Annotated in this window: 21 protein-coding genes and 1 pseudogene; 11 read left to right on the top strand and 11 right to left on the bottom strand. The window is 69.9% G+C overall.

Going from position 1 to position 21167, the window contains the following annotated elements; translation table 11 throughout:
* Position 1: 1 nt before the first annotated feature.
* From AB0J88_RS38930 to AB0J88_RS38905, 6 genes are all read left to right on the top strand, one after another.
* A complete protein-coding gene (locus AB0J88_RS38930; RefSeq protein ID WP_364360588.1) occupies positions 2 to 2131 on the top strand; it encodes an alpha/beta hydrolase-fold protein in 2130 nt (709 codons plus the stop codon).
* Entirely contained in the window at positions 2128 to 3318 is a 1191-nt protein-coding gene (locus AB0J88_RS38925) for a CoA transferase (RefSeq protein WP_364360590.1), read from the top strand. Before AB0J88_RS38930 ends, AB0J88_RS38925 begins: the two co-directional genes overlap by 4 nt.
* Positions 3318 to 4124 carry a CoA ester lyase gene (locus AB0J88_RS38920; RefSeq protein ID WP_364360592.1) on the top strand — a complete coding sequence of 269 codons (807 nt, stop codon included), beginning with the start codon at positions 3318 to 3320 and terminating at the stop codon, positions 4122 to 4124. The genes AB0J88_RS38925 and AB0J88_RS38920 overlap by 1 nt, the downstream gene beginning before the upstream one ends.
* Positions 4125 to 4228: 104 nt before the next feature.
* Positions 4229 to 4699 carry a heme-degrading domain-containing protein gene (locus tag AB0J88_RS38915; RefSeq protein WP_364360594.1) on the top strand — a complete coding sequence of 157 codons (471 nt, stop codon included), beginning with the start codon at positions 4229 to 4231 and terminating at the stop codon, positions 4697 to 4699.
* A gap of 5 nt (positions 4700 to 4704) precedes the next feature.
* Positions 4705 to 5835: an aminotransferase class I/II-fold pyridoxal phosphate-dependent enzyme gene (locus AB0J88_RS38910; RefSeq protein WP_364360596.1), complete on the top strand. Its 1131-nt coding sequence runs from the start codon at positions 4705 to 4707 to the stop codon at positions 5833 to 5835.
* A 30-nt stretch (positions 5836 to 5865) separates the two neighbouring features.
* Positions 5866 to 6741: an alpha/beta hydrolase gene (locus AB0J88_RS38905; protein WP_364360598.1), complete on the top strand. Its 876-nt coding sequence runs from the start codon at positions 5866 to 5868 to the stop codon at positions 6739 to 6741.
* Positions 6742 to 6877: 136 nt separating this feature from the next.
* Here AB0J88_RS38905 and AB0J88_RS38900 read toward each other — a convergent pair whose 3' ends face one another.
* From AB0J88_RS38900 to AB0J88_RS38890, 3 genes are all read right to left on the bottom strand, one after another.
* Positions 6878 to 7501 carry a hypothetical protein gene (locus AB0J88_RS38900; RefSeq protein ID WP_364360600.1) on the bottom strand — a complete coding sequence of 208 codons (624 nt, stop codon included), beginning with the start codon at positions 7499 to 7501 and terminating at the stop codon, positions 6878 to 6880.
* 332 nt (positions 7502 to 7833) lie between these two features.
* Positions 7834 to 8085: a hypothetical protein gene (locus AB0J88_RS38895; RefSeq protein ID WP_364360602.1), complete on the bottom strand. Its 252-nt coding sequence runs from the start codon at positions 8083 to 8085 to the stop codon at positions 7834 to 7836.
* A 474-nt stretch (positions 8086 to 8559) separates the two neighbouring features.
* Positions 8560 to 9480 (bottom strand): RNA polymerase subunit sigma-70, encoded by a 921-nt coding sequence (locus AB0J88_RS38890; protein ID WP_364360604.1) that lies wholly within the window; start codon positions 9478 to 9480, stop codon positions 8560 to 8562.
* Between the two features lie 136 nt (positions 9481 to 9616).
* On the opposite strand from AB0J88_RS38890, the gene AB0J88_RS38885 reads away from it, so the two are divergent.
* Together AB0J88_RS38885 and AB0J88_RS38880 are read left to right on the top strand one after the other, a co-directional pair.
* Entirely contained in the window at positions 9617 to 10324 is a 708-nt protein-coding gene (locus AB0J88_RS38885) for a DUF899 family protein (RefSeq protein ID WP_364360606.1), read from the top strand.
* Between the two features lie 233 nt (positions 10325 to 10557).
* Positions 10558 to 11592, top strand: coding sequence for a substrate-binding domain-containing protein (locus tag AB0J88_RS38880; protein WP_364360608.1), 1035 nt, complete (start codon positions 10558 to 10560; stop codon positions 11590 to 11592).
* 447 nt (positions 11593 to 12039) lie between these two features.
* On the opposite strand, the gene AB0J88_RS38875 is transcribed toward AB0J88_RS38880, so the two are convergent.
* The 3 genes from AB0J88_RS38875 to AB0J88_RS38865 form a co-directional block, all read right to left on the bottom strand.
* Positions 12040 to 12798: a hypothetical protein gene (locus AB0J88_RS38875; protein WP_364360610.1), complete on the bottom strand. Its 759-nt coding sequence runs from the start codon at positions 12796 to 12798 to the stop codon at positions 12040 to 12042.
* A 101-nt stretch (positions 12799 to 12899) separates the two neighbouring features.
* Positions 12900 to 13568: a hypothetical protein gene (locus AB0J88_RS38870; protein WP_364360726.1), complete on the bottom strand. Its 669-nt coding sequence runs from the start codon at positions 13566 to 13568 to the stop codon at positions 12900 to 12902.
* A gap of 322 nt (positions 13569 to 13890) precedes the next feature.
* Positions 13891 to 14424 (bottom strand): hypothetical protein, encoded by a 534-nt coding sequence (locus AB0J88_RS38865; protein ID WP_364360612.1) that lies wholly within the window; start codon positions 14422 to 14424, stop codon positions 13891 to 13893.
* 39 nt (positions 14425 to 14463) lie between these two features.
* Here AB0J88_RS38865 and AB0J88_RS38860 point away from each other — a divergent pair, with 39 nt between their 5' ends.
* Both AB0J88_RS38860 and AB0J88_RS38855 read left to right on the top strand, forming a co-directional pair.
* Positions 14464 to 14679 carry a hypothetical protein gene (locus AB0J88_RS38860; RefSeq protein WP_364360614.1) on the top strand — a complete coding sequence of 72 codons (216 nt, stop codon included), beginning with the start codon at positions 14464 to 14466 and terminating at the stop codon, positions 14677 to 14679.
* A 441-nt stretch (positions 14680 to 15120) separates the two neighbouring features.
* Positions 15121 to 15576 carry a hypothetical protein gene (locus tag AB0J88_RS38855; RefSeq protein WP_364360616.1) on the top strand — a complete coding sequence of 152 codons (456 nt, stop codon included), beginning with the start codon at positions 15121 to 15123 and terminating at the stop codon, positions 15574 to 15576.
* Positions 15577 to 15900: 324 nt separating this feature from the next.
* On the opposite strand, the pseudogene AB0J88_RS38850 reads toward AB0J88_RS38855, so the two are convergent.
* Both AB0J88_RS38850 and AB0J88_RS38845 read right to left on the bottom strand, forming a co-directional pair.
* Positions 15901 to 16140: pseudogene (locus tag AB0J88_RS38850) on the bottom strand (histone-like nucleoid-structuring protein Lsr2); the annotation flags it as partial.
* A 323-nt stretch (positions 16141 to 16463) separates the two neighbouring features.
* Positions 16464 to 17090, bottom strand: coding sequence for a helix-turn-helix domain-containing protein (locus tag AB0J88_RS38845; RefSeq protein ID WP_364360618.1), 627 nt, complete (start codon positions 17088 to 17090; stop codon positions 16464 to 16466).
* Between the two features lie 3 nt (positions 17091 to 17093).
* On the opposite strand from AB0J88_RS38845, the gene AB0J88_RS38840 reads away from it, so the two are divergent.
* Positions 17094 to 17960, top strand: a complete 867-nt coding sequence (locus AB0J88_RS38840) for a hypothetical protein (protein ID WP_364360620.1) — start codon at positions 17094 to 17096, stop codon at positions 17958 to 17960.
* Between the two features lie 462 nt (positions 17961 to 18422).
* On the opposite strand, the gene AB0J88_RS38835 is transcribed toward AB0J88_RS38840, so the two are convergent.
* Genes AB0J88_RS38835 through AB0J88_RS38825 form a run of 3 tightly spaced genes read right to left on the bottom strand, consistent with a single transcriptional unit; the run spans position 18423 to position 21138 of the window.
* Positions 18423 to 18914 carry an HIT family protein gene (locus AB0J88_RS38835; protein ID WP_364360622.1) on the bottom strand — a complete coding sequence of 164 codons (492 nt, stop codon included), beginning with the start codon at positions 18912 to 18914 and terminating at the stop codon, positions 18423 to 18425.
* Positions 18911 to 20080 (bottom strand): hypothetical protein, encoded by a 1170-nt coding sequence (locus AB0J88_RS38830; protein WP_364360728.1) that lies wholly within the window; start codon positions 20078 to 20080, stop codon positions 18911 to 18913. Before AB0J88_RS38830 ends, AB0J88_RS38835 begins: the two co-directional genes overlap by 4 nt.
* A 23-nt stretch (positions 20081 to 20103) precedes the next feature.
* On the bottom strand, positions 20104 to 21138 hold the full coding sequence (locus AB0J88_RS38825; protein ID WP_364360624.1) for a winged helix DNA-binding domain-containing protein: 1035 nt from the start codon (positions 21136 to 21138) through the stop codon (positions 20104 to 20106).
* Between the last annotated feature and the right edge of the window lie 29 nt (positions 21139 to 21167).

Raw genomic sequence — 21167 nt, 5'->3', positions numbered from 1 at the left:
GATGAGCAGACCCTGGCGGATCGTCGGCGGCGTGGCCGTCATCCTCCTCGCGCTCGGCCTGGCCGGCGCGCTGCCCGGCCCGGCCGGGGCGGAACGGCTCCGTGCCGGCACCCTGAGCACCGCCGTCGCGCCGTCGCCCGCGCTGGGCGGGAGCATCGACTACACCGTCTACCTGCCCTACGGCTACGACGCCGCGGCGGCCACCCGCTACCCGGTGCTCTATCTGCTGCACGGGCGCGGCGACACCATGCAGGCCTGGACCCGCGTGAAGGACGACCTGGACAAGCTGATCGCCGACGGCGAGGTTCCGCCGGTCATCGCGGTGCTGCCGGACGCGCCCTGGAGCGACCGCGGCAACTACTACGTGGACTCGGCCTACACCGGCGCCGACGACCCGGGCCGGCCGGTGGAGACCGCGTTCACCAAGGACCTGGTCGCGCACGTCGACGCCACGTACCGCACCGCGGCCCACCGGGGCGCGCGACTGATCGGTGGCTACTCGATGGGCGGCGCGGGTGCGCTGCGGTTCGCCCTCGCACACTCCGACCTGTTCGCCAACGCGCTGGTGCTCAGCCCGGCCGTCTACAAGCCGCTGCCGCCGGCGGACTCGTCGGCGCGCGAGTTCGGCGCCTTCGGCGACGGTGACCAGCGCTTCTCCGACGAGGTCTACCAGCGGCTCAACTACCCGGCCCTGCTGTCCGGACGGGACGCGGACACACCGGTGCGGATGTACATCGCGGTCGGCGACGACGAGTGGGCCAACCCGGACCCGGCCGACGCGGCACACGACCTCGACTACGAGGCCGCGACGCTCTACAACGCCGTGCGGCGCGCCGACGGTGTGGCCGCCGAGTTCCGCGTCGTCGACGGTGGGCACGACTGGGACGTCTGGCGACCGGCCTTCGTGGACGGTCTCCAGCACCTCGCCCCCACCCTCAGCGCGACCCCACCGGTCGGGCTGCCCGGACCGGTGCTCGGCACCGCGGGCGCCGACTGGGCGGGCGGCGTCGCGGCCCACCCCGACGGCACCACGACCGTCGGGTACGCGGCGTCCGGTCCGGTGGCCGGGCAGCCGTACGCCGGCGGGCTGGACGCGGTCGTGAGCCGGGTCGGCGGCTGGACCACCCAGTTCGGCACACCGGCCAACGACCGCCTCTACGGAGTGGTGCCGACGGCCGACGGCGGTGTGCTCGCGGCCGGCTACACGCGCGGCGACCTGGACGGCGCGCATGCGGGCAGCCCGGCGGACGACGGCTTCGTGACGCGGCTCAGTGCCGCTGGCCAGCGCTCCTGGCTCACGCAGGTCGGCGACCCGGCCAAGGCGGACCGGTTCTACGGGCTGGCCGCGGCTCCGGACGGCGGCGCCTACGTGGCCGGCTACACCAGCGGCTCGTTCTCGGGCGGCTCGGCGGCCGGCGACAAGGACGCGGTGCTGGCGCGCCTCGACGCCGCCGGAAAGGTCGTCTGGAGTCAGCAGTTCGGCGGGCCGGGCGAGGACAAGGCGTACGCGGTGGCGGCCGACGCCCAGGGCGTCTACGTCGCCGGCAGCACGTCGGCGGCGCTGGCCGGCACGACGGCGCTCGGCGGCACGGACGGCTGGCTCGCCCGGTTCACGCCGGACGGTGCGCGCGACTGGGTGACCGCCGTCGGCGGCACCGGCGACGACCTGCTCGGCGGTGTCGCGATCGCCGCGAACGGCACGGCGGTGGCCACCGGCTCCACCGACGGCGACGTGCTGACCGTCGCGTACACCAAGGCCGGCAAGCAGAAGTGGCGCACGGTGGTGGGCGGCCGCGGTCAGGACGCGGGCGCGGACGTGGTGCCGCTGTCCGACGGCGGTGTCGCGGTCGTCGGCTTCACCAGCAGCACGCTCGGGCTGCCGGTCGGCGGCGCGGACGTGCTGACCCTGCGGCTGGACGCGCGGGGGCGGCAGGCGGGCGTGGCCCAGTACGGCACGGCCCGCGACGACGCCGCCGACGCGTTCGGCGAGGAGAACGTCTACGCGACCCGGGCCGCCGACGGTCGGCTGCTGGTCACCGGGCTGACCGCGGGGTCACCTGTCGGCGGCGGGGCGCTGGGCAACGGCGACGTCTTCCTCGCGGCCGTCGATCCCGCGAAGGGGACGCCATGACGAGCGCGCCCTTGCACGGAGTGAAGGTCGTCGACCTGGCGACGCTGTTCGCCGGGCCGCTCGCGGCGGCGTTCCTCGGCGACTTCGGTGCCGACGTGGTCAAGGTCGAGCATCCGGCGAAGCCGGACCCCGCCCGTGGCCACGGCCCCGCCAAGGACGGCATCGGGCTGTGGTGGAAGGTGCTGGGCCGCAACAAGCGCACGGTCACCGCCAACCTCTCCGACCCGGACGGCGCGGCGGTGCTGCGGCGGTTGCTGGCCGACGCGGACGTGCTCGTGGAGAACTTCCGCCCCGGCACGCTGGAGCGGTGGGGCCTCGGGCCGGCCGAGCTGCACGCCCTCAACCCGCGGCTCGTGGTTGCCCGGGTCAGCGGGTTCGGGCAGGTCGGGCCCTACGCGCGCCGGCCCGGCTTCGGCACGCTCGCGGAGGCGATGAGCGGCTTCGCCGCCGCCACCGGGGAGCCGGACGGCCCGCCGACGCTGCCGCCGTTCGGGTTGGCCGACTCGATCGCCGCGCTGGCCACGGCGTACGCGGTGATGCTGGCCCTGCGCTCCCGCGACGTCAACGGCACCGGGCAGGTGGTCGACCTGGCCATCATCGAGCCGATCATGGCGATGCTCGGACCGCAGATCACGTGGTACGACCAGCTCGGCTACGTGCAGCCCCGGCTCGGCAACCGGTCGAACAACAACGCGCCGCGCAACACGTACCGGTGCGCTGACGGTCGTTGGGTCGCGGTCTCGACGAGTGCGCAGAGCATCGCCGAGCGCGTGATGGCGCTGGTCGGGCGGCCGGAGCTCGTCTCCGAGCCGTGGTTCGCGACCGGCAGCGGGCGGGCCGCGCACGCCGACGAGCTCGACGCCGCGGTCGGGTCCTGGGTGGCGCAGCGTAACCGCGACGAGGTGGTCGCGGCGTTCGAGGAGGCGCAGGCCGCGGTGGCGCCCGTCTACGACGTGCGGGACGTCCTGGCCGATCCGCAGTACGACGCCCTGGGGACGGTGCTCGCGGTGCCGGACGAGGAGCTGGGCTCGGTCCGCATGCAGAACGTGCCCTTCCGACTGTCGGAGACGCCGGGGGAGATCCGGCACGCCGGTCGGCGGCACGGCCAGGACACGGACGCGGTGCTGGGCGCACTCGGCTATACCGCCGACGAGCTGGCCGCGTTGCGGGCGCGTGGGGTGATCTGATGTTGCTGACCTGGCTCTACGTGCCGGGTGACCGGCCGGACCGGTTCGCCAAGGCGGTGGCGTCGGGCGCGGACGCGGTGATCCTGGACCTGGAGGACGCGGTCGTTCCTGGCCGCAAGGCGTACGGCCGGTCGGCGGTCGCGGAGTTCCTCGCGTCGCCGCACCCGGTGCCGGTGCAGGTCCGGGTGAGCGAGGACGTCGACCTCGACGTGGCTGCGGTGGCCGGTCTTCCGGGGCTGGACGGGCTGCGGCTGCCCAAGGTGGAGTCGCCGACCGCCGTGACGGCAGTGACGAACCTTGTCGACGTGCCGCTGCATCCGCTGGTCGAGTCGGCGGTCGGGTTGGAGCACGCCTTCGCGATCGCGTCCGCCCACCCGGCGGTCGCGTCGCTCGGCCTCGGCGAGGCCGACCTGCGGTCGGACCTGGGCGTGAGCGACGACGACGGACTGCTCTGGGCGCGCGGCCGCGTGGTGGTGGCGGCCCGCGCGGCCGGCCTGCCACCGCCGGCGATGTCGGTCTTCGCCGACCTCGCCGACGTCGACGGGCTGGCCGCGTCCTGCGCGCTCGGACGACGGCTCGGCTTCCTCGGCCGGTCGGCGATCCATCCGCGCCAGCTGCCGGTGATCGTCGCCGCCTTCCGGCCGTCGAACGCCGAGGTCGACCGGGCGGCGGAGCTGTTGTCGGCGGTGGCGGCGGCCGCGCGGCGGGACTCGGGAACGGTCGTGCTGCCGGACGGCCGGTTCGCCGACCGCGCTATGGTCGCGGCCGCCCAGCGAACCGTCGACCTGGCGGCCCGCTACCGCTGAGCGGCCCGGGTCTCACCGGTGCCGCCGAGGTCGTCGACGCGGACGGCGTTCGCGAATGACGCTAGTACGGTGATCTCGACCCGCACCAGACGCAAGGAGAGATCATGACCGCGCTGGACGACCTCATCGCCGAGCTCGAGGAGCAGGAGCGGCGGCTGGTGTTCGCCCGCTTCGACAACGACGACGCGTGGCGGCTCGGCTCCTTGATCGTGTCGTTGGGACGCGAGCGGAGCCTGCCGATCACGGTCGACATCCGGCGGCACGGGCACCAGCTCTTCCACGCGGCGCTGCCGGGCACCGCGCCGGACAACGACCGCTGGATCGAGCGCAAGATCCGCGTCGTCGACCGCTTCAACGCCGCGTCGTTCCTGGTGGGCCGGCGACTGGCGGCAGCGGGCCGCACGCTGGGCCAGGACGAGGGCATCGAGCCGACGTTGTACGCGCCGCACGGCGGCTCGTTCCCGATCCGAATCACCGACGTGGGCGTCGTGGGCACGGTGACGGTCTCGGGCCTGCCCCAGGCCGACGACCATGCGCTGGTCGTAGAGGCGATCGAGCGCTTCCTGGCAGGCTGAGCGACATGGACCTGCTGCCGGTCGCCCCGCTCGAGACGCTGCGCCAGCGCCACAGCGCGAAGTGGCGCTTCCACCCGTCGGACGTGCTGCCGCTGCCGGTGGCCGAGATGGACTTCGACCTCGCCCCGCCGGTTCTCGCGGCCTTGCGCTCGGCGGTCGAACGGTCGGACACGGGCTATCCGGCACCGCTCCCCACGCTGGCGGAGGCGCTGGCCGGCTTCGCGGGAGACCGGTGGGGCTGGGAGATCGACCCGGCGGCGGTGACCGCGGTGGCCGACGTCGGTGTCGGCGTGGTCGAACTGCTGCGGGTGCTGGTGCGCCCGGGCGACCCGGTGGTGATCTGCCCGCCGGTCTATCCACCCTTCTTCGGCTGGGTGCCGGAGGCGGGCGGCCGCGTGCACGAGGTGCCCTTGGTGTCGGGGCGGCTCGACCTGGCCGGGCTGGAGCGCGCGTTCGCCCTGCACCCGGCCGCGTTCCTGCTCTGCAACCCGCACAACCCGGTCGGCCGGGTCCACAGCCGCGAAGAGCTCGGCGAGGTCGTGCGCCTGGCGACGGCGTACAACGTGCCGGTCGTCAGCGACGAGATCCACGCGCCGCTGGTCCTGCCGGGCGCGACGTTCACCCCGATCCTGACCCTTCCGGGTGCGGCCGAGGTGGCGGTGAGCCTGGTGTCGGCGAGCAAGGCCTGGAACCTGGCGGGCCTCAAGTGCGCGACTCTGGTGACCGCGTCACCGACGATGGCCGCGCTGACGGACCGGCTGCCACCGGACACCCCGTGGCGCGTCGGCCATTTCGGGGTGCTGGCCAGCGTGGCCGCGTACCGGGACGGCATTCCGTGGTTGAACCAACTGCTCGCCACCCTCGACGCGCGGCGAGCCTTGCTCGGCGACCTGCTGGCGGACCGCCTGCCCGCGGTCTCCTGGCGGCCACCGGAGGCGACGTTCCTGGCCTGGCTGGACTGCTCCGCGATCGACCCGGACCCGCGCGACCTTTTCTTCGAGAAGGGCCGGGTCGCCCTCGAACCCGGCCCGCGCTTCGGAGCCCAGGGCAGGGGCCACGTCCGTCTGAACTTCGGCACGAGCGCGGAGATCCTAGAAGCCGCCGTCACCCGCATGGCGGACGCCATCGACAGCTGACATTCAACCGACGCGCAGGATTGGAGTGCGATGCAGGCGATCCGGAAGATCCGCCATCGACAGACCGAGGTCGGGGGCTTGGAGGTGTTCTTCCGTGAGGCCGGCAACCCAGGCCAGCCGACCGTGCTGCTGCTCCATGGGTTTCCGAGCTCGTCGCACACGTTCCAGAAGGTCATACCGACGCTGGCCGAAGTCGCGTACGTGATCGCGCCTGATCTTCCCGGCTTCGGCATGTCCTCGTCACCGACCGTCGACGAGTACGACTACACCTTCGAGAACCTCGCACGGACGATCGAGCACCTCCTGGAACAGCTCGGGGTCGAGCGCTTCTTCGTCTACCTGCACGACTTCGGCGCACCGGTGGGATACCACCTGGCCACCCGCGCCCCGGATCGCATCCGTGGCCTTGTCGTCCAGAGTGGAAACGCGCACGAGGACGGACTCGGCAAGCAGTGGGACACCGCGAAGGCATACTGGGCCGACCCCACCGACCACACGCGCGCGGCTCTGCCGGATTGGTTGAACTTCGCCGGCACCCGCGACCAGTACGTCGCCGGCATGCCCGAACACGTCCGCATCCTGCTGCCCCCTGAGTCGTGGCACCTCGACTGGGAGCGCATGACCAGACCAGGCAACATCGACGCGCAGTTCGCGCTGTTCACCGACTACGCCAGCCACGTCGCCCGCTTCGCTACGATCGCGGACTACCACCGGACCCACCAGCCACCGGCCCTCGTGCTCTGGGGACGACACGACCCGTTCTTCGACGTCGACGAGGTCCTCGCCTACCACCGCGTACTCAACCGCATGGACGCACACCTCTACGACAGCGGCCACTTCCTGCTGGAAACCCACGCGGCCGAATGCGCGGAGCTCATGCGGACGTTCGTGCTCGACAACACCTGAGCCCACGCTTTCGCTTGACGTGGACGGCTGCGACGGTGTTGCCCTCGATGAGAGTCCGCGTCGCCAGGCGATCATCGATGATTGCCCACCATTCCGGGCAGGACCCGGAGCCCGGAGCCGTCGGATGTTGTTCGGGTCAGGCAAGTCGATGTTCGGCCGGTTGATCGGGATCTCGGAGGTCTCGGACGAGGACCATGCCAGGACCAGCGCGTTCGGTGCACTGCGGGCCATGCAGGTCGAGGCCTGCGGTAATGGCCGTGATCAGGGCTGAACCGAAGTACGCGGGGTCGAGCAGGTACGCCACACGGGTGCCGGATCCACCCGGAGCCGCGAACGGCGCGGGCTCCTCGGCCGGCCGTAACCCGAGGAGCCGCTGCCGGAAGCCCCGGCCGTCTCGCCACACCTCGACGGTGGTCTCCGTGCTCACCGCTGCGGCCGCAGCACTGGCCAACCGCACAGGCGTCAGCAGCGATCCGAAGTACCCGAACTTTGGCAGGTCCCGGCCGGCGAGAGTCTCGGCCTGGTCATCGGCAACCGAAAACGCAAGGTCCGCGGTGATCTCAACAACCACACTTGGGACGTGGCTCGCCGCAACCCTGGTCGCAGGATGAAAGGCGTCACGCACAACCGCACCAAGCACGCAAGTCGCCAGACGGGGATCTGCCATGCTCGCCCCGAAGTACATACCTGGCCGCCGGCGCACCGCGTCGTCGAAATCGATGACTGTGATGTCCTCGGGACTGTAGCGGTGACCTGTCACGACGCTAACGCTATCCACGCTGCGGCTTAGCGCCTGCCGCCTGTATGACTCCCATGAGACTGACGGCAGCGTGTACGGCCGTTGAGCCCCGCAGGCGAGTCGGAAGGGTGGACGCTCAGATGTGGTCGGGTAGCCGAACGATGACGACGTCCTGGGATAACGGTTCGAGGCTTGTGGAGATTGCGCCCCGGCCAATGTCCCTCTCATGGCCGCAGCCTCGGCGTACCGCGGCAGCGCGAGCCGCCCGGCTCTTCCCGATCGACGTCCACGACGTGCAGGACCGCGCCGACACGCACCCCGGTTGCCTCCGCGTACAGATCGGTTGCGGTCAGTCATAGATCCATCCGCTTTTCGACCGCTGCGGGATCGTCCGGCGCTCCGAACCGAAGGATGGCGTATGCCGGTCTGGGCGGGAAGGCGCGCAACTCGCGCTCCATGGCGGCAAACAGCTTGGTGGCGTCAGGGCCGTAGGCGAAGAGGACGGCCTCGCCGCCGCCGATCTCGTTTCCGTCGTACTCGCCGACGCCGGCCTCGGTGATGGCCTTCTCCAAGCGGTCCTCGAGCCCGTGGATCGCTTCGACCACGTCAACCTCTCCAGGCCCATCGCCTGGCAATGGGTAGTGCACGATCACGGAATGGTCGGGAGAGCCGGCTTGTCCTTCACCGGAGACCGGTTCGGAACGCGCACACGCTGCCAGGAGGCCCAGCAGGAGAGCGGCGACAGCGACGACGGCTGCGGCGGACCGGCAACTGCGCCTTACAGGCATGTTGATCACGGCATCAAGGTACGGGCACGCCGTCGGCCGGCCAGACCCCGAGTTGGTCTATGCTTCGGCGGACTCAGACCAGACCAGCGGTGGGCTGTGATCATGTTCGGCTAGCGGCGATCTGGAACTGGCGCTGGCCTCACGCCGGGGCGCAACATAAGCCGATATTCGCCGATTCCGCAACGCCCCTCGTCCTTGCCCTGCCGTTACCTGGCGTCGCACATCGCGAGTCCGAGCACGGCGATCCCGCTACCAGTGCAGACTCGGCCACCTGGCTTGAGACTTAATCGTCTACGGCTCGAGTGTGGCGGGCATGCTGAAGGCGGCGACGTGCCGGGCACCGACGAAGGCGTTGCTCTCTACGATCTTCCCGTTCTCGATGCGGAGTACGTCGACGACCAGCGCCTCGTAGTGCTGGCTGCCGGGCCGGCGGAGATAGTTGATCAGTGCCGGGCGCCCGTTGGCCGAGGTGGGGAACACGCGCCAGTCGAGCGGTCGGCCGAGGAACTCCGCGACCGCGTCGATCCCGACGACCGGAGGCTCGGGCGGCATCGTGATCCGTACGTCCTCGGCGAGCAGTGCCCGGATCGTCTCCGAGTCCTTCGCGTTGGCGTAGCGGCGCAGGATCTCCTCGTCCTCGCTGGTGAGCCGCGGGCGGCGCCAGTCCTTCGGGTCCGACGGAGCGCGGCGCCGGAGGGTGTGGCGTGCCCGCTGGAGGAGGCTGTTGGCGGACGCTACGGCGGTGTCGAGCGCGGCGGCGATCTCCTGCGGCGTCCAGCCGTGGACGTCGCGCAGCACGAAGGCCGCCCGCTGTCGTGGCGGCAGGTACATGAGCGCTGCGATCACGGCCAGCTCGACGGTCTCCCGGGCGGCGAGACCGGTTGATGGATCGTCGGCCAGCAGGGCGTCGGGATAGGGACCGAGCTCGGTGGACCACTCCAGCGGGTCGCCATACGGTACGGTCCGGCGGCCGGCCGCCTTGCGGCTGTCGAGGAAGACGTTCGTGGCGATCCGGTAGAGCCAGGTGCGCGCCGACGCCCGGCCCTCGAAGCGGTCGCGAGCCCGCCACGCACGCAGGAACGTCTCCTGCACCAGGTCGTCGGCGTCGGTGACGTTCCCGGCGAGGCGGTAGCAGTGCACGTGTAGCTCACGCCGGTGCTCGTCGAAGGCCCGCTGCAGCCAGACCGCCTGCTCGTCAGGCGATTCGGACATGTGATCTCCCCGGGGCGCAGTGGTCCTCACAACCGTACTGACGACCGCGGACCCCATTCGTCATCGGTCACCGATGACGATCGCCGACTCGGTCGTCTGTACCTGTGACCGATCGCCACTCCACGAGGAGATAGCCATGACGGCAACCCCCGCGTCCAGCGCCGCCGCGCCCCCCGTCGTCGACCGGGAGACCTGGCTGCGTGAGCGCGACGAACTGCTGGCCCGGGAGAAGGCCCATACCCGCGAAGGAGACGCGATCGCAGCCGCTCGTCGTCAGCTGCCGATGACCTTGATGCGGACGGTGACGGTGCGGGGCCCTGGCGGGGACACCCCGCTGGTGGAGGTGTTCGAGGGCCGCCGGATGCTCATCGCCTACTTCCACATGTGGCACGACGGCAAACCGTACGAGCATCAGTGTGAGGGGTGCACCTTCTCGACCTGTCACATGCAGACGCTGGACTACCTGCACGCTCGGGACGTCACCTACGCCGTGTTCTGTCAGGGCTCCTACGACGAGAGTGCCCCGTTCGCGGACTTCATGGGCTACACGTTTCCCTGGTACTCGGCGAAAGACTCCGACCCGACTCTGGCCGACGGTCGCGACTTCGGGTTCATCGCGTGCTACCTGCGCGACGGCGACGAGGTCTACGAGACCTACTGGACCACCGGGCGTGGCGTGGAGGCGTTGATGACCAGCTACCACGCCCTGGACCTCACGGTGTACGGCCGGCAGGAGAACTGGGAAAACTCGCCCGAAGGCTGGCCGCGGGTCACAGGGCACCCGTGGCGTCTCAACGGCCGCCCCACCGCCCAGTGGTCACGCCCCGGTGTCGCACCGCGATAACGTCCTGATGATCGAGGTGATCACAGAGCCCGGATGCCTGCGGGTGCGATGGTGGCTGTCATGGTCGCGGTGACCCTCGACGTAGCGGTTGTGCAGTAAACGGGCACGCTGCTGTCCTCGCCTTCGGGGTGGCAATCGTCGTGGTCGGTCCGACCGAGTGTGCGGCGCTTCGGAGCTCCGGTGCACCTGGCGCCGGTCACCGGTGATGCTGGTCCGTGACGGAAGGAAGGTCCGTGCCGCCCAAGGATGGCCGCGCGACGCTGGCCACCGTCGCCACGTTAGCCGGCGTCTCGGTGACCACCGTGTCCAAAGTGGTCAACGGACGCTCCGATGTCGGCCCCGAGACCCGTGCGCTGGTGGAGTCGCTGCTGGAGCAGCACGACTACATCGGCCGGCGGTCGCCCGCTGTCAAGGGCAGCCCGGCCACGGCGCGGATCGAGCTGGTCTTCAAGGGTGACCTCAACGCGTACTCCACAGAGATCATCCAGGGTGTCCTCGACGCCGGCGGCGAGACCAGCATCGGGGTGGCGATCAGCACCCGGCCGCGCACCGTGGCCGGCGCCAACGCCAGCCATCCCCGTGGCTGGGCGCGCGACCTGGCCGCCGCGGGCCGGCGGGCGGTGATCGCGGTTCGCGACGAGCTCACCTCCACCGACCTGGCCGCGCTTTCCCGCGTGCACCTGCCGCTGGTCGTCATCGACCCGCTCAACCTGCGGCGGGAGCGAGTGGCCAGCGTCGGCTCCACCAACTTCGCGGGCGGAATGGCCGCGGCACAGCACCTGCTCGCCCTCGGCCACCGCCGGATCGGCTACGTCGGCGGCTCAAGCCGGTCGGCCCGCGACCAGGCCCGGATGCACGGCTACCGGGCGGCGCTCGAGGCGGCCGGCGTGCCCGTGCCCGACGACTACCAGCGCACGCGCGATCCCCGCTATGAGGACGGGATCGCGGGCGGCGCCGCGCAGCTCGACCTACCCGAGCGGCCGACCGCCGTGTTCGCCGGCAATGACGAGACCGCGGCGGGCGTGATCGAGGCGGCCCGGATCCGCGGGCTGCGGGTGCCCGACGACCTGAGTGTGGTCGGCTTCGACGACACCGAGGTCGCCCGCTTCTCTTCGCCGCCGCTGACCACGGTGCGGCAACCGTTACGCGAGATGGGCGGCGTCGCCCTGCGCACCGCACTGCGGCTGGCGGCCGGCGAGAAACTGGACTCGCACCACGTGGAGCTGGCCACCGAGCTGATCATCCGCGACTCGACTGCGGCCCGCTAGGTCGCTTCGCGGATGAGGCGCCGCCGGACTACGCCGTCGCTGACACGCCCCGACTTCGATCCCGGGCGTCATCACCACAGCGAGCGCAGTGGTCCCAGAGCGGGGAGCCGTCGCCAGCTGGCGGGTCCGTAACGCATGCACGCTCACAACATGGGTGGACTCCGCGCGGACGGACCTCTCAAGCTAACGGTCGTCATCGCCGGCGCCCCCGGAGACTAACGGATACGGACCCAAAGCCAGGGCACGTGGCGAGACGCTCCCGTCAGGATGGACGCGGGTTATCGATACTTTCCGCCCTGGCGGCGGTCTATGTCGGTGTAGGCCTTGGAGTCGAGGCGCTGGTATCACAGTCGCGGCGCACGCGGATCGCGGCAAAGGGCGTCTAGCGTCTGGAGCAATGAACTGTGTGATGTTTGCCCAGAACGTTGTTCGAGCACGTCCGAACCCTCATGAGCGGGTCGTGGCCCGCCAACCGGCGGTGAGCCGGGCCGCATCCGCGGAATCAACCAAGTCGGGTGCGCCGACAGCCATGGCTACGTCCAGCAGCGCGGACGCAGCTGTCGACCAGGGATCCAGAAGTATCTCGTCGCCTTCCGTATCCGCAGCGAACGCCGCCGAGCCGGCATACCGCCGGGCGCTATCGGTCACGCACGTCCACAACACCGTCAGGCCGTGACCGACCGGAGAACCGTTTGGACCAGCGCCGGGCACTGCCAGTACGTGGCTGTTGTCGCTGTTCCCGTACGGCGCGCCGTTGGGCTGCCTGTTCAGCCAGCGCTGCCAGCCGCGGCTGTATGCCTGATCAGCGTCCGGCTCTCGGGCGGCGGCCAGCTTGCGGGCGACGGGCTCGGTGAGCATCCTGGCACATTCCAGGATCTCGACGACAGCGTCGCCGTGTGGGCCGAATAGCGTCCCGGTGGGGAGCTCGGCCAGGACATCCACGGCGAAGACCCGGGTGAAGCGCGCGTGCGCATGCAGGCCTTCGGCGGCCCGTGCCACAGCGAGCCGTTCCTCTTCGCTGCTGGGCGGAACGCTTGCTACGCGAAACAGCCGGCCCGGCCACCGTGTCACGATGACGGAGTCAAGCTGGTGATCCACCACGATCCACGGCGGGTCCAAGGACGGGGTTCTCATCCGTCTGCCCACCTTCGCATCCGCCATCGCGCCAGGCCGGTCGTCACTGACGAACACGAAACCCTCAACCACACCCGGCACGGTAGCGCGGCGCCCGCCGATTCATTGCCACAACCGAATTGGCACCTGGTGAAGGACGGTCGACGGGGCGCGCACTGCGGCAGAGCGGACGGTCAGACGCAGTCCCAGAAGAACCGACCCTCCCGCTGATCCTCGCTCAAGAAGGCGTATCCGGTACCCCCGCCAAAGTTGAGCGCGAAAGCGTCCTCACCCCAGCCCTCGGCGCCGTCCAACTGGAAGAAGAACCGCCACGAATCATCGATCTCCACCGGCGTCCAAGGCTGCCAGAACAGCGGTTCACCACCGACGTAGCTACGGCAGTCGACGTCCGGAAAATCGCTGTCGTCCTCCACCGACATTCCGCGGAGCGCTGCGTCTCGGTGGACGACTAGCCGCTCGAACGCCGACACCGTCGACTCGTCCGGGGCGCGCAGGTCGAGATGCAGTTCCACTGGCACCCGCTCGTTCCAGTCCGTGCCTCGCCGCCACAATGCCGGACCCGTGCGTCTGGTTTCGCCGCTCACAAACGGCGGCACACGCCCACCCGGCTGGACGAGCAACGCGTTCTCCCCACCCTCCAACTCAAAGGTGCCATCCTCGTCGCTGAGGAACAGGTACGCCATCCCGATGCCTGATCCCGGCAAGGGAAACTGCCCAATGAACGTCATCGGCTCCCCGGAGCCGCGCGACGCCGGCCAGAAGGGCTCGTCGACCCAGAACGGCTGCCCACCAAGCTTCGCGATCGGCTTATCGATCGGAGCGATGCTGGCGCGCCACGACATCTCCAAGCGAGGCGTCAACCACCGATCGAACGGTCCGGCCGCAGATGTCAAAAGTCGGGAACGGCCTAACCACGCCATCGCCGCAACCCCTCAACTCAGTTGACCTCGCGGCGCGACCGTACCGCATCCGCTTCTCGGCATGAGCGGACAGCTGCTCGGGTGCTGTTGAAGACGGCCGTGCGGCCGTTGGTGAGCAGCTAGCAGCGTGCGATCCACCGCTTCGCGCTTGCCGCTTGGCAACGACCATAAGGGTTTTTATGGTGTTCGAGCGGCCGGGCATGACGAACGGTCGCGAGAACAAGACGACAGCGGCCGCGCCATGCTAATCCGAAGAGTCATGGTGCTTGGCTTGCGATCTGCCAGGTGGTGGGTGGTCACAGCCCGAGGTCTCGCGTACGCCCGTCAGGTTCCGGAGACGTCCGTGGCTAATGCTGCGACGACGAGGTAGTCGGGGTCTGTCGTCGGGATGGCTGGGACGATCTGGCCGAGGAGCCGCGGCGGCGAGTTCGCCGATGGCTGCGTCGGCTCCGGAGCGCGCAACCTGGACGAGGTCGTCGTAACGTCCGTTGGCGGCCAGCGCGAGGCAGGCGTCGGTGAGGTCGTCGAATCGCCACGGGCCGCTGGTGAGGCGGTGCCAGCGCAGGTCGAAGGCGCGGTTGTGACGTTCGGCGAGCTGCGCGCCTTGGTGACTGAGAAGTGCCTGTGCGACCCAGGCATGCACCATCACCAGGCCGTCGTTCACCGTCGTCGTCAAGGTGAGAGCAGTGAGCTGGCCGACGTCCTTGCGCGTCTCGGCGGTCTGTTCCTCAGTCGGCGATGTGCCGTACCTAGCGACCGCGAGGTCGTCGATTGTCATCGGGGTGGTGGAGACCGCCGCCTGTAGGAGAAGCTCGCGTTGGTTTTCGTCCCACAGGTCCAGGAGTTCGGTCAGGACGATGTCGCGGCTTCCGAGCAGGACGGCTGTGTCGACAGCGGCGGGCAGGTCGCGGCTCGCGGCGAGGTCGACGCCGCCATCGGCATCGGCGAGCTTCTCGAGTTTGGCAGTGATCGATCTGAGGTTTCCCTTGCCGTGGCGCAGGAGCGCGTCGACGACTCGATCACCCGCGGGTGACCGCCGACGGTTCTGATCAGCACCTTTCGCTCGTCGAGGGTTAGGTCGCGCAGTTGGGGCAGGCGCAGGAACATCCGTCGCAGCTCGCTGGCCGTCATCGGGGCGATCTTGACCTCGACCAGGTCCAGGCCGTTGCCCGGTAGGAGGTAGCGGCAGGTGACCAGAGTCCGACCATGGTCAGCGGCGTCGCAGAGGTGCGCGAACACTTCGGCGAAGCTGAGTCCGATCGAGCCATCGAGCAGTGTAAGAGCGTCATATGCTTGGGGCCATCTGTGGGCAGACTGAGGGGCGAATGGTGGCGGCGACCAACGCGGGTCCTGACGACTGTGCTGCTTCCGCTGGCGGAAACGGCGGCGAGGAAACCACGGAGGAACAGCCCACAGTGGTCGCTCCCGACCCGCCCGCCCCCCGGCTGGCCCCTCATGCCGATACGTGGGCCAAGTGGGGCGTCTATTCGCCGGCGCCGGAGTGATCGTTGCGCTGCTCGCATGGGCGTGGCAGGTCTTTGCCGAGCCGTCGCCGCCACCACCGCACCGGTCTGCCCCTGCCTCGCCGAGTCCTGCCCAGGTGGTGGTCCGCCTTCTCATCGCGGCGAAGGCAGGCAACTTCACCGAGATCAACCTCTATCTTTGCCAGCGGAAGCGCTCGAACTTCCTGTCTGGCACCAGCTACTACGCACAGTGGGAGGGCCTGCAGCGAGAACTTAGCCGCACGGACGCCCAGCCGCGCTGGCGGATCAGCGATGAGGTCGTTCTCGGAGCTGACGCCTCTTTGAAGGTGCGCATCAGCGCCCTGAATCCGCAAGGCCAGCGGCGTGAGTTCCCAGACGCGCTGCAGTTCGGACTGGTCGACGAGCAGGGCTGGAAAGTCTGCGACGTGTATTTCCCGGGCACCTGACTCCCGATCGGCAGCAGGGCAAAGGCCCGAGCAGGGCGCCATCGCGGCACCGCGGCTGGCGCCGTTGGACGATGCCGAAAGCCCGCGCGACTTTGTGCGAGTAGCCAGCCGGACGCATCGGAACGGCCGCTGAATAGGCAATACGTCGACAGAACACGAACACACGAGACGGCCAGTGGCGCCAAACCGTTCAGGCTGATCAGCGGTTTGTGCTTCGGCGCCCCGCGCGGCCGGGTCGCAGGTCAGGGCGTCTCGGCGGCGCCCTCCACCCGAGCAGCTCCCGGGTGGAGCAAGGTTGTTGTGTGCCAGGCCACGCCCGCCGGGTCAGCGGCGGGCCTTCGCCTGGTACTCATTGACGATCTCCTGCGGGGTCCGGCCCCCGTCGGAGATGTCCTCGCCTTCCTTCTTCGCCCAGGCCTCCATGGCCTTGTTCTGTTCCCGGTCAATGGCCGCGGCGCCGCCGCGTCCGCGAGCCGCGCGGCCGCCGACCACGACACCGCCCCGACCCACCTTGGAGCCAGCTTCCAGATGCGGCGCGATCGCGTTCCGCAATTTGCCGGCGTCTCGCCGACCATGGCTTTGCCGGCCGGCGATCCGTCGGTTCGGCGTGGTCGCAGATGGCCCCTCGGCCGCCGACGGGTTTGAGCAGACGGGCCTGCTCGTTCGTCAGCGTTTACGGAGTTTGGCTCGAGGTGCCACCGGTGAGCCAGTTCCGACGCGCGTGGCAGGAGGCGCAGATTCCTGACGAGGTCATCGGCCGCGCATAGGCGTATCGGACTCGGTGGGGTGGCCTTGTGCCACCCACGCCGGGCATGCCCGAAGATGCTACGGGCCGCGGATTCTTCTTCCGTACCAGGACGGCCCGTCATGAGGCGCCTCATGACACTTCAGGTCAGGAGTTCGCGGGCAAGTGCCTCGGTCCACCAGCGCTCGACTTGATCGGGTTGCCAGCCGCGTTCGCCGGTCAGTGTGGTGTAGACGTCGATGTTGCAGATCGCCGCATAGATATCGACGGCCGACCGGATGTCTAGTCCTTGCCGGAGAACGCCGCCCGGCCACGACGAGAACACCTGGATCCTGGTCTCGTCCCCACGCTGACGGCCGTCGCGGTAGGCGCTCGCCAGTGCGGGCTCGGTGCGGCCCGCCTCGCGTACGAGCGCGATGATGTCACCGGCACGCTCGAAGAGCCGCCGGTCGTAGCCGGCCATCGCCGCGAGTTGCCGCGCCGGATCGTTCTCGGCCCCTTCCAGTTCGGCGAGCGACTGCGATGGATTTGCGGCGATGTCTGCTGCGTCGGCCAGGGCCTGGATCAGCCCGGTCTTGTTCCCGTACACCGCGTAGACGGTCGGCACCGAGACCCCGGCCTCCCGCGCCACGTCACGCACCGTGGTGGCCGCCCACCCCCGGGAGAGGAACAGCCGACGAGCTGTGCTGGCGATCTCACCCCTGGTCTCTGCCGCTTGCGCCGCCCGGCGCAGCGACTCGTACCTGCGCCTGCCTGCTTCGGCGGTCATGGCTTGCCCCCTTCGCTTTCCGCACCCTATATTGAATATATGTCGCGTAAACTCGGCGTCGAACGAAGCACCTGGACGTTCTCACGGATCGCGGGACTCGCTGGACTCGGCTTCGCCATCCTGATCGTCTCCATCAACACCTTCCTGGTACCAGCCGGCCTGCCCCACACCGGTGCGGAGACCAACGACGTTGTCCAGTTCTTCACCACCCAACAGGACACCGTCGGTCTCGCGTCAGCGCTCGCACCGATCGCCTGGGTGCTGGCCACCGTGTTCGGCGCCGGCGCGGTCGCCGTGCTGTGGCGTTCCGACCGCGAGCAAGGCACAGCCTGGTCCCTGGTCGGGCTCGCCGGGGTGATCATGCAGAACATCACCTTCACCGGCGTGATGGCCACCCGGCTCGCGCTCGCATCAACGACGGCGCAGGACAGCAGCACGATCGCCGGGCTCTGGGCACTACACAACGCGCTGTTCGTCTTCAACGGCACCTTCCTGGCACTGGCCATGACCGGCCTGTCCATCAGCGGCCGACGCGCCGGCCTGATCCGCCGCTGGCACAGCGGGATCGGCCTGCTGGCCGCCGCACTCCAACTCGGCTCGGCCGCGCTGAGCCCTCTGACCATCGACGACCCCGGTACGGTCGGTCTCCTCGGCCTTGTCGGCTGGCTAATCTGGGTCGTGTGGATCGTCGCCTACGGCATCACCCTGATCCGCCCGACATCCGTTCCCATCCAGGCGATACCGAACAACCGACGCACCGGTCCCGTTGAGTCATCTCGATCAGACCAGCCGCAGGCCGATCTACCCGACGGCCAGCGTCGCCATCCAGTACAGCAGCGCGTCGAACCGCCGGAGAGCGCGCAGGCATAGACATCCGCCGATCGGCATGAGTGGACGTCGCCGAGCGCTGGACGCCACATGCACACCCAGCGTAGGTCCGAGGCGGTGCTTCCCCACGGTTCAAAGTTGGGGCACGAACTCGCCTTGTCCGGGGGACCCAGCCGGACTCGCGTGGATCCGGGCTGACCGCGAGACACATCGACAGAACACGAACAGACGAGACGTTGAGGAGCGCCTCAGGTCCAGGATGGATGATCCAATGTGTCGTTTTGGCTGTTCAGCGGGCTGCGCTCCCGGAGGCCCTGTGGGTTAAAGTCCACTGCCCAGCTAGAACAGCTGGAAGAAACCTTAGCTGCTGACTGGCTCTGCCGCAGACCACTGCGCCGCTGCTCCGGCGACCCTCGACCTCGCGAACGGTCGCGACGCGGTTATGCCCGATCGACGAATGCCGCCAGCGCGGCGCTCCCAGCAGGTGGCGGCGGCCCGCGGTGGTTACGCCGGCCGGATGGCGGCAAGTGCGGCGCGCAGCCGCTCGGCCAGGGCTGCCTGGTCCTCGTCGGTCACCGGCAGGACGCCGCCGCTGTTCATGAGCGCCGCGAACTGCTGCGCCGCGTACGGCACCCCGGGCGGGAGGGGTGCGACGTGCCAGTGGACGTGGGCGTTGCCCTGGTGTGAGCCCAGGGACATCAGATAGATCCGTTCCGTCGGCACCACCCGCTTCAAGGCCTCCGCCACGTCGTGCACCACGTCCGTGACGTGCCGGAACAACCCGCGGTCGCCCGTCACGTCCGTCACGTGGGCGCGGGGCACCACGAGCGTGTAGCCCACCAACGGCGGATAGCGGTTGAGGAACGCCGCGCAGGTTTCGTCCTCGTACACGAGGTGGTGTCGGTAGTCCGGGTCTTCGCGCAGCGTCGCGCAGACGAAGCACGGTCCCGTGCGGACCCGTTGCTCGTAGGCCGCCTCGTCGAACGGGACCCTCATCGCTTCAGCGACGGGCCGGTGACCGTCGGCGGTCGGGCGCCCAGGAAGAAGATGCCCGGGAAGCCGCTCGTTTCGAAACCCGCGCTGCGGTTGCCGGACCAGGTCGTGTTCTCCACCCGCATCGTGCCCGTGCGGTCGTTGCTCACGAAGAAGACGCCGCCGCCGCCCTCCTTGGCCGTGTTTCCCTGCAGCTTGGAACCGGCGATGCGCAGCGTGAACAGGTTGCCGTCCAGGTAGATGGCGCCGCCGCTGCCTCCGCCCGGCGTGCCCGAGCGGGCCGGGTTCGCGCCGCTGCCGATCGCCTTGTTGTTCGTGAACACGCTGTTCAGGACGACCCAGGAGACGCCGATGCTCGACAGCGCCGCGCCGTTCGAGCAGACACCGCCGGTGAAGGTGCTGCCGACGACGTACACCGGCTGGCCGTCGAACTGGCTCAGCACCCGGATCGCCGCGCCGCCGAGGTCGGGACCGGAGGCGTCGCAGCGGTTGTCCGTGAACTTCGTGTTGACTGCCTTGAACCGGCCTCCGCGTACGAAGATCGCACCTCCGCCGCCGCCCTCCACCGTCTCGCCCGTCGAGTTGCCGCCGGTGAACGTCAGGTTCTGCACGGTCAGCCGCGGGTGGTCCTGGTCCTGGCAGTGTGAGGTCGTGAAGCCCTGCGCCTCGTCGCACGTGTTCATGTAGAGGATGCGGCGCTTGCCTCCACCGCTCAGCGTGACCTTGCCGCCGCCGTCGAGCACGATCTTCGGGCCGTTCGCGTTCTTGATCTTCGCGGTCGCCGTCATCGTGATGGTCACCGGGTCGGGGCCGCAGTCGAACGTGATGATGCCGCCGGCCGCCACCGCCTTGACGACGGCGGCCGAGGTGCAGCTGGCTTTCGTACCCGTGCCGATCGTGCGGGTCGGTTTGCTGGTGTTCTCCGCGCGACCCTCGGCCGGGATCGTCGCCTTGCCGCCCGGGTTGCCGAAACTGGCCGGCTTGGCCGGCGGCTTCGGGGTCGGCCCACGACCGATGCCACCCTTGCCCGGCGGCGCGGTGGTGGTCGCCTCCGGGCCGGCCGTGGCCTCCGTCTGGGACGCGGCGGTTCCGGCAGGCGACGGCTCGCCGCCACAGGCCGAGGCCAACAGAGCCACGAGCAGCAGGGGTACGGCGGTCGCGCGGATCATTCGCACCCCGACGACCTTAGGGGTTAGGCGTGGAAATCCGCGAGCCGTTCGCCTTCCGCATGCAGCTGCTCGCGCTCGGTCGCCGTGAGCGGCCGGAACTCCTCATAGCTGAGCGCGCCGTCGACAGCCTTCCACGTGCCGGCGACCGCGCCGTCGACGAGGAACACGGGGAAGGACTGCGGCGCGCGTACGTGGAAGATCCGTTTGCGGAACTCCTCGGGGAGCAGTCCCGACCGTCGCGCGTGGACCAGCAGCGCGGCGTCCCAGTTGGGCAGGAAGCGGGGAGGTGCGTCCGCATCGCCGTCGACGATCGTCCCGCCGGCCAGGTCGACGAGCTCGGTGCCGGCCTCGTCCCGGTACGTAGTGGTGTCGAGCTCAGCCAGCGTGGCCGTGACGGTGGCGACGGGCAGGCCGGCCCAGGTCGCGATCTCCTTGCGGGTGGCCGGGCCGAACCCCGTCAGGTAGCGGCGGACGAGTTGGATCCGGCCCTCCTCGACGGTGCCCTCCGGCGGGCCGACCCATTCGTCGGCCAGGGTGTAGAGGTCCGCGCGGCGCCGCTCCCAGGTGCCGCTGGGCGGCTGGCGCACGAGGTCGAGCCAGAGCCCGATGCCGCGTCGGCGGTCAGCACCGATGAGCTTGTCGATCTCGCCCTGCTTGAGCGGGCCGTCGGCCGTGAGCGCGGCCCGCAGCGTGCTGGCCGCCGCCTCCATCTCGTCGTGCGACAGGGTGCCCCGCCACGCGCGCAGGGCCTGGACCCGGCGGTCCTCGCGGACGGCGAGCGCCCATGGCCAGTAGTCGCGCCGGCTGACGACGTGGATGGTCGAGCGCAGCAGGGTGCCCTGGATGATCTCGCGATCGTGCAGCAGCCGGGTGACGGCGGCGCGCTCGACGGGCTCGGCGCGGGACCACAGGCCGATGTAGATAGCCGGTGCGTACTGCGCCTGGAGGCCGGCCATGCGCTCCAGGACCTGGGGCAGCTCGGCCCGGGAGCGCTCCAGCAGCAGCTGGCGGTGCAGAACGGTCCGGTTGGTCTCCGGGCCGGTCAGGGTGCGCGTCACGGCACTGACACTTTCATATCCGCCAGGTG

This window comes from Asanoa sp. NPDC049475, from assembly GCF_040676915.1.
Lineage (GTDB): Bacteria > Actinomycetota > Actinomycetes > Mycobacteriales > Micromonosporaceae > Asanoa.
This window is presented reverse-complemented; position numbering and strand designations above follow the sequence as displayed.